This is a genomic window from Bacillota bacterium, from assembly GCA_013177945.1.
Classification (GTDB): domain Bacteria; phylum Bacillota; class DSM-12270; order Thermacetogeniales; family Thermacetogeniaceae; genus Ch130.
The window spans coordinates 239,517-252,795 of the sequence record JABLXW010000008.1; the positions used below are offsets into that span (position 1 = coordinate 239,517).

General features: G+C 60.5%; 12 protein-coding genes. 1 reads left to right on the plus strand and 11 read right to left on the minus strand.

Annotated elements, in window-relative coordinates; genetic code table 11:
• Positions 1 to 93: 93 nt before the first annotated feature.
• The 10 genes from dnaK to HPY58_06190 form a co-directional block, all read right to left on the minus strand.
• Positions 94 to 1,929 carry a molecular chaperone DnaK gene (gene dnaK / locus HPY58_06145; GenBank protein NPV29236.1) on the minus strand — a complete coding sequence of 612 codons (1,836 nt, stop codon included), beginning with the start codon at positions 1,927 to 1,929 and terminating at the stop codon, positions 94 to 96.
• Complete coding sequence (grpE, locus tag HPY58_06150; GenBank protein ID NPV29237.1) at positions 1,922 to 2,578, minus strand: nucleotide exchange factor GrpE; 657 nt, start codon at positions 2,576 to 2,578, stop codon at positions 1,922 to 1,924. The genes dnaK and grpE overlap by 8 nt, the downstream gene beginning before the upstream one ends.
• Entirely contained in the window at positions 2,575 to 4,092 is a 1,518-nt protein-coding gene (locus HPY58_06155; protein NPV29238.1) for a chaperonin, read from the minus strand. The genes grpE and HPY58_06155 overlap by 4 nt, the downstream gene beginning before the upstream one ends.
• Positions 4,093 to 4,247: 155 nt before the next feature.
• Entirely contained in the window at positions 4,248 to 5,282 is a 1,035-nt protein-coding gene (gene hrcA, locus HPY58_06160) for a heat-inducible transcription repressor HrcA (GenBank protein NPV29239.1), read from the minus strand.
• A gap of 134 nt (positions 5,283 to 5,416) precedes the next feature.
• On the minus strand, positions 5,417 to 6,562 hold the full coding sequence (hemW, locus tag HPY58_06165) for a radical SAM family heme chaperone HemW (protein ID NPV29240.1): 1,146 nt from the start codon (positions 6,560 to 6,562) through the stop codon (positions 5,417 to 5,419).
• Between the two features lie 6 nt (positions 6,563 to 6,568).
• Positions 6,569 to 8,371 carry an elongation factor 4 gene (gene lepA / locus HPY58_06170; GenBank protein NPV29241.1) on the minus strand — a complete coding sequence of 601 codons (1,803 nt, stop codon included), beginning with the start codon at positions 8,369 to 8,371 and terminating at the stop codon, positions 6,569 to 6,571.
• Between the two features lie 4 nt (positions 8,372 to 8,375).
• The gene (gene murJ, locus HPY58_06175) at positions 8,376 to 9,965 is read right to left on the minus strand and encodes a murein biosynthesis integral membrane protein MurJ (GenBank protein NPV29242.1); all 1,590 of its coding nucleotides are present in this window, start codon (positions 9,963 to 9,965) and stop codon (positions 8,376 to 8,378) included.
• Between the two features lie 89 nt (positions 9,966 to 10,054).
• The gene (locus HPY58_06180; GenBank protein ID NPV29243.1) at positions 10,055 to 10,300 is read right to left on the minus strand and encodes a hypothetical protein; all 246 of its coding nucleotides are present in this window, start codon (positions 10,298 to 10,300) and stop codon (positions 10,055 to 10,057) included.
• A 26-nt stretch (positions 10,301 to 10,326) separates the two neighbouring features.
• Positions 10,327 to 11,349: a stage II sporulation protein P gene (locus HPY58_06185; GenBank protein ID NPV29244.1), complete on the minus strand. Its 1,023-nt coding sequence runs from the start codon at positions 11,347 to 11,349 to the stop codon at positions 10,327 to 10,329.
• 115 nt (positions 11,350 to 11,464) lie between these two features.
• Positions 11,465 to 11,800, minus strand: a complete 336-nt coding sequence (locus HPY58_06190; protein ID NPV29245.1) for a phage holin family protein — start codon at positions 11,798 to 11,800, stop codon at positions 11,465 to 11,467.
• A gap of 167 nt (positions 11,801 to 11,967) precedes the next feature.
• Between HPY58_06190 and rpsT the strand changes: the two genes are divergently transcribed.
• Entirely contained in the window at positions 11,968 to 12,258 is a 291-nt protein-coding gene (gene rpsT, locus HPY58_06195) for a 30S ribosomal protein S20 (GenBank protein NPV29246.1), read from the plus strand.
• A gap of 10 nt (positions 12,259 to 12,268) precedes the next feature.
• Here the strand turns inward: rpsT and holA are convergent, their stop codons facing one another.
• A complete protein-coding gene (gene holA, locus HPY58_06200) occupies positions 12,269 to 13,276 on the minus strand; it encodes a DNA polymerase III subunit delta (GenBank protein NPV29247.1) in 1,008 nt (335 codons plus the stop codon).
• Between the last annotated feature and the right edge of the window lie 3 nt (positions 13,277 to 13,279).

Genomic DNA, 13,279 nt, shown 5'->3' on the forward strand with positions numbered 1-13,279 from the left:
TTAGAGTTTCCCGCTGTTTGCGCTCACTTTACAGTCCTCAGTTCTCCAGGTCCAAAAGGGCTGCACCATTGCCTTTGCTGAGTGCCTGGAGCCTTACTGAGTGCTGGACTGGTCTTCGTCAACCACTCTGTAATCGGCGTCAACCGTCGTGCCGGAACCTTCCCCGCCTCCGGCTCCCGCCGCCGCCTGCTGACCGCCTGTCTGCTGGTAGACCCGCGATGTTACATCGTAGAGCACCTTGGTCAGGTCCTCGGTCTTTCTCTTGATTTCTTCAAGGTCCTGGCCTTCGAGCGCCCTGCGGAGTTCTTCCCGGGCCTGATTGACCCGGTCCTTTTCTGCGGCGCTCACTTTATCCCCGAGGTCCTTCAGGGTCTTCTCCGCCTGGTAGATGACGCTGTCCGCCTGGTTCCGGGTCTCGGCTGCAGCCTTGCGCCGCTTATCCTCCTCGGCGTACTTCTCGGCCTCCTTCACCATCCGCTGGATTTCCTCCTCGGTCAAATTGGTAGAGGCCGTAATCGTGATCTTCTGCTCCTTTCCGGTCCCCAGGTCCTTTGCCGAAACGTGCACAATCCCGTTCACGTCGATGTCGAACTTGACCTCGATCTGGGGCACCCCGCGCGGCGCCGGAGGGATTCCCACCAGCTGGAAGCGGCCCAGGGTCTTGTTGTCTGCGGCCATTGCCCGCTCGCCCTGGAGCACGTGAATATCGACGCTCGTCTGGAAGTCTGCTGCCGTTGTGAAAATCTGGCTCTTGGAGGTGGGAATCGTGGTGTTCCGCTCGATGATCCTGGTGAACACCCCGCCCAGGGTTTCAATTCCCAGGGAGAGCGGCGTCACATCAAGCAGAACGATATCCTTGACCTCCCCGGCCAGGACGCCCGCCTGGATGGCCGCCCCCAGCGCCACAACCTCATCCGGGTTGATCCCCTTATGGGGCTCCTTGCCGATCAGCCTCCGGATGGTCTCCTGCACCAGGGGGACGCGGGTCGAACCGCCCACCAGGATCACCTTGTCGATGTCCTTGGGCTCCAGACCGGCATCAGAAAGCGCCTGCTTTGTGGGGCCCACGGTCTTTTCAACCAGATCCATAATCAGCTCTTCGAACTTCGCCCGCGTCAGGGTCATCTCCAGGTGCTGCGGCCCCTCCGGGGTCGCGGTGATGAAGGGAAGGCTGATGGTCGTCTGGGTCACGCTCGAAAGCTCGTGCTTGGCCTTTTCCGCGGCCTCCTTCAAGCGCTGGAGCGCCATCCGGTCCCTGGAGAGGTCGATTCCGGTATTTTTCTTGAACTCGGCGATCAGGTAGTTCATGATCCGCTCGTCAAAGTCATCGCCCCCCAGGTAGTTGTTGCCGCTGGTGGCTTTAACCTCAAAGACGCCGTCCCCGAGCTCGAGAATAGAGACATCGAAGGTCCCACCCCCGAGGTCGAAAACGAGGATGGTATGGTCTTCGCCCTTATCCAGCCCGTAGGCCAGGGCCGCGGCCGTCGGCTCGTTGATGATGCGGAGCACCTCCAGGCCGGCAATCCGGCCCGCGTCCTTGGTCGCCTGGCGCTGGCTGTCGGTGAAGTAAGCCGGGACGGTGATGACCGCCTGCTTGACCGGTTCCCCCAGGTAGGCCTCGGCATCGGCTTTCAACTTCTGCAGAATCATCGCAGAAATTTCCTGAGGAGTATACTCTTTATCATCTATTTTAACCCTGTAGTCGCTCCCCATTTTCCTTTTGATGGAGCGAATCGTCCGCTCGGGGTTGGTGATCGCCTGCCTCTTGGCAAGCTCCCCAACAAGACGCTCCCCGGTTTTCGTAAAAGCTACCACAGAAGGAGTGATGCGGTTCCCTTCCGCATTGGGAATAACTACCGCCTGCCCTCCCTCCATAATTGCCACACAAGAGTTGGTTGTTCCCAGATCAATTCCGATCACTTTACCCATCTTTACCATCCTCCTTTTCGGTAGCATCTCCCACAGGTTGAGCTTCTAGAACGGAGGTGTTTTTAGCAACTTTCACCAGGGCCGGGCGCAGCACTTTGCCGCGCAGGAGGTAACCCTTCTGGATCTCGGAAATCACCGTGCCGTCAGGCCATTCATCAGTCTCCTCCTGTTCAAAGGCTTCGTGGTAGACCGGGTCGAAGGGCTGCCCCCTGGCTTCGAGAGGCTGGAGCCCTGCCTGGCCGAGCACCGACCAGAGCTGGCGGTGAATCATCTCGATTCCCGTAACCACATTTTCGGGAAAAAGAGCGCGCGCCGAAGCAAGGGCGCGTTCGAAATTGTCGAGCACCGGGAGGAGTTCCCGGAGGAGGTCCTCCGTTCCCCGCTGCCTGATTGCCTCAATTTCCTGCTGCGAACGGCGCCGGAAATTCTCAAAATCCGCCGCAAGGCGGAGGTAGCGCTGCCACATTTCCTCCAGTTCCTGCTGCTTCTCCTCAAGCTGCCGCGCAAGCCCGGCTGCCGGGTCCTCCCCTTCACCCTCCCCGGCATCGCAAGATTCAGTGCGTTCTTCTACTTCGAGCCGGGATGGCTCGCAGGCACGATCCTCCGGACCGCCGCTCTGATCCCGGGCCTGTTCTTTTTCCTGGTTCAAAATTCTTCCCTCCCTTGAGGTGCAGAATCCGGGGCCTTCTTCCCCTCTTTCTTCCTGACGATGGTGTCGATCCGCAAGATGGCCTCTGCCAGTTCCCCGGCGGCCTTCAAGGCGTGGATTTTCACCAGGGCGGGATCGACAATTCCTGCCTCCCAGAGATTGCACACAGAACCGGTATCGCAGTCAATCCCCAGGCAGTCGGTTTCCCGTTCCTGCTGGGCCGCAACCACATCACCCAGCTTCTCCAGGGCATTGAATCCCGCGTTGCTGACGATCTGGATAAAGGGGCGCTTCAGGGCTTCGATCACGCATTCCACCCCGTAGGCGGTCATGCCCCGCAGTTCCGCCCTCACCCCTTCAAGGGCGCGGGCAACAGCCAGCTCGAGGGCGCCGCCGCCCGGCACGACCCCGCCCCTCAGGGCAGCCTGAACCGCGCTGGCAGCATCCCGCGCGATTCTCTCCCTCTCACCCAGGACCTCGGCGGTTGCCGCCCCCACCAGCACCGTCGCGTAAGGCTTACCCGCTCCGCCTTCGATCCGCACGTGCTCCCGCCGCTCATCCTCCCGGGCGAACCGGGCAGAGCCCAGATACCGCTCCAGTTCCTCAGGAGCTTTCTTCAGGCCGGTGCGCTTGAGAGGCCACGCTCCCGTATGCTCTGCAACGCGGCGCCACTCCTTTGTGGAGACCCGCGCCAGCACCATCACGCCCGCCCCGGTCAGAACCTCCTCGGCGTAGTCGCTGACGCGCCGGTCTACCAGAACTAATTTTACTCCTAAATCTATAATTTTCAAAAGGTTGTTGTGGAATTCTTCCTGGAGGGCAAGATACCGGTTGAAGCCGGCCTCGGTTGCCAGTGCCCCCTCCTCCAGTTCTTCCGGGGCGAGGGCATCGTCGAGAATGAGAACCCGGGGCGCACTGACAGCAACAGGCATCTGCTTATTCAGGCGCCCCCGGTTCACCAGAACCCCTTCGAAAACCTGGTTGTCGACGCCCTCGGCGGCGAAAACACTGTCCCGCAATTTAAAGGTGGGGTCCCGCAGCTTCTCCTCCCCAACCATGCGCGCCGCCTGGACGATCAACCTGGCAATGTCGGCATATCCCCGGCCTGCAACCAGCGCCACCCGGTACAGCAGGGGGTCCTCCAGGCCCTGGACCGGCCGCGCCCGGTCCTCAAAAAGGGCAAGCGCCCGCCTGACTCCAACCCGCATCCCTTCAAGCACCCGCGCCACAGGAACCCCCTTCAAAACCTGGTTTAAACCCTCGCTTACCAGGCTTCCCGCCCAGAGGGTGGCCGTCGTTGTCCCATCCCCAATCTCCTCTTCCTGGGCCTTTGCCGTATTGATGACCATTTTTGCCGCAGGGTGTGTTGCCTCCATTTCCTCCAGAATCGTAACCCCGTCGTTGGTAATGGTCACCGTGCCGAACTGGTCAACCAGCATGGTGTCAAGGCCTTTGGGGCCAAGGGTGCCTTCCACCGCCGCGGCCACGGCGCGCACGGCATTCACGTTGGTCATCAGCGCGGCAAGGCGCTGGTCCACTTCTTTTTCTCCGTTTACCTGCTTGAAGCTCAATGCCCCGCCCCCTGCCTATAAACTTGAGAAAGGGACTTTTTAGTCCCTTCTTGCCTCACCCCGTCCAGGCTCAAGCGGCTTTCAGAGATCTTTACCGATCACAAAGAACACGACCGCGAGAGGAGTTCGGAGAGGGTTTGGGTAATATACTCCACAATGGCAATTGCCCGCGCGTAGTTCATCCTCATGGGGCCCATGAGGCCAAAGGCGCCAACCACGTTCCCCCCCAGTGTATAGGCGGCAGTGATGACGCTGTAATTCTGGACTTCGCTGTATTTGTTTTCCTTTCCGATCTTCACGTTGATCCCCGTCGGTTCGGTTTCCGTTAAAAGAGTCCGGAAAATGCTCTCTTCTTCAACAAGATCCAAAAGCTGCCGCACGTTCCTGATGTCTCTGTACTCGGGCTGCTTGAGGATATTGCGCGCTCCTCCCACATAGAGCCCCTCACCCGACTCCCGGTTCAGAACAGATTCGATGATCTCCAGGGTGAGGTCGATGATCTGGCGCTGTCTGGAAAGTTCGTCGTAAACGCTCTGCAAAACGGTCCGGGTAATCTGGGCAAAATTCATCCCCCGAAAGTAGGCATTGAAAACCTGCGTGATCCGCTCGAGCTCCCCGGAAGAAACCCCTACAGGGAGATCGACAATTTTGCTCTCAACCCACCCGGTTTCGGCAACGATGACGAGAAGAGCCTTTTCGGGAGCCAGCGGGATGAACTGAATCCGCTGCAAAGCAGCGTGGGCAAGCTGGGGACCCGACAAAAAGGCCAGGTAGTCCGTAAGCTGGGTCGCCAGCTTGATGGTCTTCTGCGTAATCATTGCGACCTCCCAGGCCTGCTGAGCAAAGAGCGCCCGGAACAGCGTCTCCTCCCGCGCCGTTAAACAGCTTTTTCGCATGAGCCGGTCCACGTAGTAGCGGTAGCCCTGCTGGGAAGGAATGCGGCCTGCTGAAGTATGAGGCTGTTCGATCAGCCCCATTTCCTCAAGGTCGGCCATCTCGTTGCGGATTGTTGCAGGGCTGACGCCGAGCTGGTACTTGCGTGCGATGGCGCGCGAACTCACAGGTTCCGCAGTCATGATATAATCTTCTACAATTGCTTCGAGCACCCGCTCCTTTCGCTCGTTCAGGATCACCGGCGCCACCACCTTTGCAAATTAGCACTCTGGAGACTTGAGTGCTAAAAATCCTAGCATCAAAATACCACCAGGCCGCGCTTTTGTCAATAGCAGCAGCCGGGGGCGAGCCGCCCGCATCCAGGGCTTTGCCCTTAAACGAAGTGGGCAAGGACGTAGTTGGCAAGCAGGCGCCCCCTGGGGGTGAGGAAAACCGACGTTTCGTCTGCTTCGATCAGCCCCGCCCGGGCGAGGCGGTCCAGCTCACAGCGATAAAGCTCCGTAAAGGCAACTCCAAAGCGCGCCTTGAAGGCGCGCAGGGACAGGCCCCGGGTGAGGCGCAGCCCCATAATAATGGTATCGATCCGCTCCTGTTCAGGCGTCTGGTTTTCCTCCCAGGCGCGCGGAAGCCTTTCCTCTGCCAGCGCCTGAAGATACCGTTCCACATCCGCATGGTTGGCATACCGGACCCCACCAAAATACCCGTGTGCTCCCGCCCCGATCCCCAGATAGGGCCGGTTCCTCCAGTAGGCCAGGTTGTGCCGGCACCTCCGGCCCGGGCGGGCAAAGCTGGCGATCTCGTACCTCTCGTACCCGGCTGCGGCAAGGAGTTCCGCTGTGGCCTCCCACATGGCAAGCTGATCCTCTTCGCTGCAGGGCTCGAGCCTCCCGGCGGCAACCTCCCCGGCAAGGGGGGTTCCCTCTTCCAGGATGAGGCCGTAGACCGAAAGGTGCTCCGGGCCGAGGGCGAGGGCCTGCTGCAGGCTTCTCCGCCAGGCAGCGGGCGTCTGGCCCGGGATTCCGTAGATCAGGTCGAGGCTGAGATTCTCGAAACCGGCAGCGCGGGCATCCCGGCAGGAGGCGTAAATCTCCCTCACCCCGTGAACCCTGCCGAGCAGCCGCAGCTCTCCGGGGTTAAAGGACTGGGCGCCGAGCGAGATCCGGTTGACCCCGGCCTCCCGGAGGGGCCTGAGTTTGGCCCGGGAAACGGTGCCGGGGTTGGCCTCTACCGTTATTTCTATTGCCGGAGACCAGTTAAAATACCTGGTGGTTTGCTCCAAAATATGGATCAGATCCGGGGCCGCAAGAAGGGTGGGGGTACCTCCTCCGAAGTAAATCGACCTTAAAGTCTGCTTCCCCGTAAAAGCGGCGGCAAGGCGGAGTTCTGCTTCGAGAGCGCCCAGATAGCGCCGGAGCAGGTCCTCCCCGGCTCCCCCGGGCGGGAGGGGTCTGGAGTTAAAGGCGCAGTAGGTGCACTTTCTCACGCAGAAGGGGAGGTGAAGATAAAGGGCGAGCTGCACTGCTCTCTACTCCCCGTCAATCCGCAGGACGGCAAGAAAGGCCGCCTGGGGAATTTCCACCCTTCCGATCTGCTTCATCCGGCGCTTGCCCTCCTTCTGCTTCTCCAGGAGCTTCCGCTTTCTCGTGACATCCCCGCCGTAGCACTTTTCCAGCACATTTTTCCGCAGGGCCTTGACCGTTTCCCGGGCGACAACCCTCCCCCCCACCGCAGCCTGAATCGGAACGTCGAACAGCTGCCGGGGGATCAGCTCTTTCAGCTTTTCCACCAGGGCGCGCGCCCGGGTGTATGCCCGATCCCTGTGAACGATCACAGAAAGGGCATCGACAACCTCGCCGTGCACCAGGCAGTCGAGTTTTACCAGGTCCGCCGGGCGGTAGCCGGTCAGCTCGTAGTCAAGCGAGGCATAGCCGCGCGTCCGGGACTTGAGGCGGTCGAAGAAGTCAAAGATGATTTCGGCAAGGGGGAGTTCATAGCACACCTGGACCCGCGCCGGAGAGAGGTAGTTCATTTCTTTGAACTCCCCGCGCCTTTCCTGGAGAAGATCCAGGACCGCGCCCAGGCAGTCCGCCGGGGTGATCACCGTCGCCCGGACGTAGGGCTCCTCGATGAGGGAAATGTCGCCGGGGCCCGGCCAGCAGGCGGGGTTGTCCACAAGCACAACCTCTCCGCTTCGCCTGGTGATCCTGTAAACCACGTTGGGGGCGGTTGTGACGAGATCCAGCCCGTACTCCCGCTCCAGCCTCTCCTGAACGATTTCCATGTGGAGCAGACCGAGAAACCCGCAGCGGAAGCCGAAGCCCAGGGCGGCCGAGGTCTCCGGCTCGTACTGCAAGGCGGCGTCGTTCAACTTCAATTTGCCCAGGGCGTTTCGGAGCGACTCGTAATCCCCGGGGTCAACCGGGTACAGCCCGCAGAAGACAACAGGAGGAACCCTCCGGTAGCCCGGGAGCGGCCGGTCTGCCGGCCGGTCGGCCCCGGTGATGGTATCTCCGACCCTGGTGTCCTCGACATTCTTGATCCCGGCCGCCAGGTAGCCGACCTCTCCGGGGCCCAGCTCTTCTTGCGGCATGAGGTCGGGCGTAAAGATCCCCACCTCAGAAACCTCGAAAACCTTTCCGGTGGACATCATCTGAATCTTCATGCCCCGCCGGACGCATCCCGCGAAAACGCGGATGTAGGAAATCGCCCCCTTGTACGGATCAAAATGAGAATCGAAAATCAGAGCCTTCAGGGGCGCCTCCCTTTCCCCGCGCGGGGGAGGAACCCGCCGGATCAGGGCCTCCAGGACTTCCCGGATGCCCCAACCCTCCTTCGCCGAAACATGCAGGGCGCCCTCCGCCTCCAATCCCAGCACGTCCTCAACCTCGCGCCCAACCCGCTCCGGCTCCGCACCGGGGAGGTCGATCTTGTTGATCACAGGGATGATCTCGAGACCGGCCTCGAGGGCCAGGTAAGCGTTGGCAACGGTCTGGGCCTCGACCCCCTGAGTGGCGTCAACCACCAGGAGCGCCCCTTCGCAGGCCGCTAGGCTCCTGGATACCTCGTAGCTGAAGTCGACGTGTCCCGGTGTATCAATCAGGTTCAAGAGATACTCCTTCCCGTCCCGCGCCCGGTAGCGCAGGCGGACGGGCTGGAGCTTAATCGTGATCCCCCGCTCCCGCTCCAGCTCCATCTGGTCCAAAACCTGGTCCACCATCTCGCGGGGGTCGATCGCCCCTGTGATCTCGAGAAGCCGGTCTGCCAGGGTGGATTTTCCGTGGTCGATATGGGCAATGATGCAGAAGTTCCTGATCAGATTCTGATCCATGCTCTCACCTTCTTTCGGCAAGGGCGCGGGCGGCCCTGAACGAGCTCAGGCGCCTCCCGATCATCTCCAGTGCCAGCCTCAACTCCTCCAGGCGCAGGAGAAAGGCAAACACAAGATAAAGCGCAACTCCCGCCCCTATTCCTGCCCCTACCGCAGCCGCTTGGGAAAGCTTCGAAACCGTACCGAGGATCTCCTCCAGGCGCCCCACCAGCAGCCAGGCCGCTCCCCCCATTGCCAGAGCCGAAACCAGGGCGCCGGCGCCGGAAAGGAGGATCCGCCTCCCGTCGACATGCCCGATCTTAACCCGCAGGAGCAGGATCAGGACAACCATGTTGACGATTCCCACAACCGAGTAGGCGAGGGCGAGCCCGCCATGCCCCAAGACCCTCACCAGCAGAAGATTCAAAATCAGGTTCAGAAAAACCGTGGCAACCCCCACAAGGACCGGGGTCCTCGTATCCTTCAGGGCATAATAGACCCTGTTTAAAATCAGGGCGCCGGAGTACCCGACGATCCCGAAAGAATAGTAGAACAGGGCGGTTGCGGTAGCCTGCGTGTTTTCCGGCGTAAATTTTCCGGCTTCGAAAAGGAGCCGGATGACAGGCAGGCCGAGCGCAATCAAACCGGCAGCCGCAGGGATCGTCAAAAAATTGACGGTCCTGATCCCGAGGGAGGCGGTGCGGCGGAATTGCGCCCACTCCCGGCGCGCCGCCTGTCCTGTTAAGGTGGGGAAGATTGCCGTTCCGATTGCTGCCGCAAAAATCCCCAGGGGCAGCTGCATGAGGCGCTGGGCGGTCTTGAGGGCCGCGAGGAGCCCGCCCGGCAGCCCGGAGGCCAGGTTCTGGCTGACAAAGAGGTTGAACTGGGAGACCGAGAGCCCGACCAGGACGGGAACGACAAGAGCCCCGATCTGCCTGACCCCGGGGTGTTTCAGCTCAAGCACAGGACGGTAGCGGAGGCCGAGCCTGAAGAGGGGGGGAAGCTGAACAGCAAAGTTCAGGACCGCTCCCAGGACGACCCCAAGAGAATACGCCGCAATTCCCAGGTAGGGGGCCAGCGTCCAGCCCACCAGGACTACGGCCAGGTTGTAGAGAACCGAGCCCAGGGCGGGTGTCGCAAAATGCTTGTAAGAATTCAGAATCCCAACCGTAACCCCGCTCAAACCCATGAAAAAGGTCTGGAAGAGCATGATCCTGGTGAGGCGCACGGTAAGGCCGATTTCTCCGGCATCGAAGCCGGGCACCAGGATGCGGACGAGTTGGGGAGTGAAAACAAGACCCAGGGCGATCCCCAGCAGGAGCAGCAGGATCACCAGATTGGCCAGGCTGCTCGCAACGCGCCACCCCTCCTCCTCCCGCCCGGTGGCCACATAGCCCCCGAAAACAGGGATAAAGGCGGAACTCAAGGCCCCTCCCACCAGGATCATATAGAGAAAATCGGGAATTGAAAAGGCCGCGTTGTAGGCATCGGTGATTCTGTTTTGCCCAAACTGGGCGTAGAGTGCGAGGTCCCGAACGTAACCGAGGACCCGGGAGAGAATCATGGCTACAGTGATGATCCCCGCAGCCCGGGCGACCTGCTCGCGTTCCGACATTGCTCTCCTCTCTTCCTGTTAAAAAAAATTCAGGGCACCTAAAGTAGATATTACCACTTTGTGCCCTTTAAAAAAAGCCCCGGCTGCGGCTACTTCAGTTCGGGGAGAGGGACCGCCTCCAGCAGGCGGGCAAGGCTGCTTCTCCCCCGGTCCAGCAGCGCCCCGACCCGGTAAGGATGCCCGAAGACCACGATCTCCCGTTTTTTCAGGTCGAGGGCAAGGAACTTCTTTTCCCCGCCCTCGACCTGCTGGATCGCGCGCGCCGTAAGGTTGAGCCCACCCACCAGCAGCAAAGCGAGGGCGAGGACCACCGTCAGGCGCTGCAACCTCTCCAATTCAACCACCTCCTGTGCTTTTTTAACTAAGATTCCCCCTCTGCACCGAAGTATTCACCGGCCCTGTCTTCCCGGATCAGTTCTGCAAGAACGGCGGCAAAACAGCGGGCCGCCCCCAGGGCCTCCTCCAGCGTATTCCGGTCGCTCCCCACTTCCACGAGAAGGGCCCTCGGGGAAAGGTGCTGGTTGTAGCGCCCCGGCTTAAGCCTCACCCCCTTCAAGATGCCGGGGTATTTTTCCTCAAGCCGGTGGGCAATCTCCTGGGCAAAAGCGTAATTCTCCCGCCAGTGCGGGTTCGGCAGCCGCTCCCCGTTCCCTACAATCAGCAGAATCCGGGCAACTTCCCGGCCCCCAACGCTGACGGTCTCCTTTTTGCTCAGCCCCGCATCCCGGTGCACATCCACGAGGGCCTTCAGGGCAGGGTTTTCCCGCACCAGGCGCCGGGCCGTCGCTTCAGACTTGATGTAGGAGGTGGGAAAGTCGGGGTGGTCGTGAACGGTCAGGTCGTGGATCGACCTGATCCCCGCCTCCTCTAAAACCTTTGCCATTTCCCCGGCAACCAGGCTCACCCCTCCGTTTTCTCCCTGGAGCTTGCTCTTGCCGTGGAGCGGAAGATAGGTTTCTGCGTTGTGGGTGTGATAGAAGGCAGCTTCCACAGGCCGGTTTGCGAAATCTACGGGGTTCCCGGCAGACTCCTCATCCTGGAGCGGGTGTTCCCCCTCCCGGCCGGCGGTGCCTCCGGCAAAGGCAGGAGCGGTTCCGGCCTCTTTTGCAGGCACGGCAGGAAGCCCCTTTTCCAGGATTCCCGGCAGGTACCCGGGGTTCACCCCGGTTATGGAAAACACAGCCGAGAGTGCCGCCTGCTCCCAAACCTGGCCCGGGTGATTTCCCAGCCCCCGGGCCAGCAGGACGGCGCAGGGGAGGTTCGGCTTTAAAAACCCCCAGAAGACCCCTGCCGCCCCCCACCCGAACAGGAAGAGGAGGAAAACCAGGAAAAATTTCAGCCTCCGGCCCGGGGCCTCCCGGGCAACCGAAAACTGCTCCAGCATCTTTCTGCCTCCCCGTCCCACCTGCTCCCAACGATCTTATTCCAGCTTGTGGCAAAATATGCACAAAAAAGCTCCACCCCTCACGGTGGAGAAAGAAAAGATTTCGGGCCCGTTTTCAAGGGGAGCGGAGCGGAGTGGGGACAAAAACATCGAGCACCCCGATCACCACGGCAGCCAGAAGCGCTCCCAAAACCGAAACCGTAAGGTAATGGGGGATGATAAACTGGGCAAAATAGATAACCGCCGCCGAGACGAAAAAACCGACGATCCCCCGGTTGCGGTGAGAAATTCTTCTTCCCAAAACAGCTTCCACCGCATACCCCAGCACCGCGATGATCAATGCCGCCACCAGCGCCCCCCGGAATCCCGCCACGGAAAAACCGGGCAGGAGCCAGCTCACCAGGAGAAGGACAAGCGCCGCAACAATAAAACGGACAACCGCGCCAACGATCATGTAATACCCCCCTTAAAGATTTCGTCCCTGATTTACTTTGCCTGATCCCGGAGGCAATTATACATGGCCGCCGGAAGGGAAAGAATGCTTGCAATTTTGACGCGGCCATGTTAGGATTAATGGTGCTCGGGCAAGTTCAACCCTGGGATGAAGGAGGTGAAACGGTGGCAAAAAACCGCTCTGCAATGAAGAAAGCCCGGATCGCCAGGATCCGCACGCTCCGGAATGCCTCCCGAAAATCGGCCATGAAAACCGCCATTAAAAGGTTCGAAGAGGCGCTCGCATCAGGAGAAGAGACCAGAGTCGAAGCTGCTTTCAAAAATGCGATCCGCCTGATCGACAAGACCGCATCCAAGGGGATCATTCACCCCAACCTGAGGGACCGCAAAAAGGCGCAGCTTGCAAGAAAATTAAAGGCCTTTTTCCGGCAGGGTGAAAGGGAAATGCCGGCCTAAGCCCTCAAAATTACCTCTTGCGCCCCAGGGCAAGGGGTTTTTTCATGCAGATTTCGCCCAACCCTGCCTCCAGCAGCAGCCGGGGGGCGCCCCTTCCCTCCTTAATTGCCCGGTCGAGAAGGAGGAGGGAGGCAAGGATCTCTTCGATCTCCTCGATCCGGTAGTAATTAGCCTGCTTCAGCAGCTTCTTTGCGGCGTAGGGGTGAATCTCCATGACCTCCGGGATCCGGGAGGGAGGAACCCCCTCCTTCTGAAGACAGGCCGCCTCCAGAAGCTGCAGGAAGTGGCGAGACAAAAGGGAAACCAGGAGCGCCGGGGGATGCCCCTGGCCCAAAAGATCGGCGAGCACCTCCCTGGCTGCTTCCGCCTTGCGCTCTGCAAGGGAATCAACCAGTTCAAAAACGCTTCGCCCTGCAGTGCGGCTCCCAACCTTTTCGAGCACAGCAACAGTAATTGCCCTTCGTCCGGGGCCGAGGAAAAGGGAGGCTTTTTCAATTTCCTGGCGGATCTGCGCCAGGTTGTCCCCGCACAAGAAGCGCAGGTACTCCCCGGCGGCAGGGGGAAGCTCTTTGCCGCGGGAGCGGGCCTCCTCCTGCATCCACCGCAGCAGCTCTTTTCCCCGGAGCGGAGCACACTCCACAACCCAGCCCTTCTCCTCCCCAATACGGTAAACCTGCTCGGCCGGCTTAATCTTTGTTTTAAAAAGCAAAACCAGAACCAGAGAGGGATTGCTTGCCTCTAAATAGCGTGCTATTACGGAAAGAGGGGGATCTCCGGCCACCACAAGGCGCCTGGTATGACCAAAGGAAGGGGTTGCGAGAGCTGCAGCAAGCTCCCTTTCTCCCGCCTCCCCCTCCCACTCCAGCCAGTCAAGGGACTCCCCCTGGGCTTCAAGCCGGGCCCGGAGCCTCCAGATCAGTTCCCGTGCCAGGAACTCCTCCCCGTGCAGCAGGAGAAGGTGGGGGAAATCCCCCCGCGCCAGCCTTTCCCCGGCCTCCTGATAAGATAAAACGGGCATTCC

Coding starts and splice junctions, on each gene's coding strand:
- HPY58_06185 (NPV29244.1), bottom strand. CDS start 11,349: ATGCTGGAGCAGTTTTCGGTTGCCCGGGAGGCCCCGGGCCGGAGGCTG.
- holA (NPV29247.1), bottom strand. CDS start 13,276: ATGCCCGTTTTATCTTATCAGGAGGCCGGGGAAAGGCTGGCGCGGGGG.
- murJ (NPV29242.1), bottom strand. CDS start 9,965: ATGTCGGAACGCGAGCAGGTCGCCCGGGCTGCGGGGATCATCACTGTA.
- dnaK (NPV29236.1), bottom strand. CDS start 1,929: ATGGGTAAAGTGATCGGAATTGATCTGGGAACAACCAACTCTTGTGTG.
- lepA (NPV29241.1), bottom strand. CDS start 8,371: ATGGATCAGAATCTGATCAGGAACTTCTGCATCATTGCCCATATCGAC.
- HPY58_06155 (NPV29238.1), bottom strand. CDS start 4,092: ATGACCAACGTGAATGCCGTGCGCGCCGTGGCCGCGGCGGTGGAAGGC.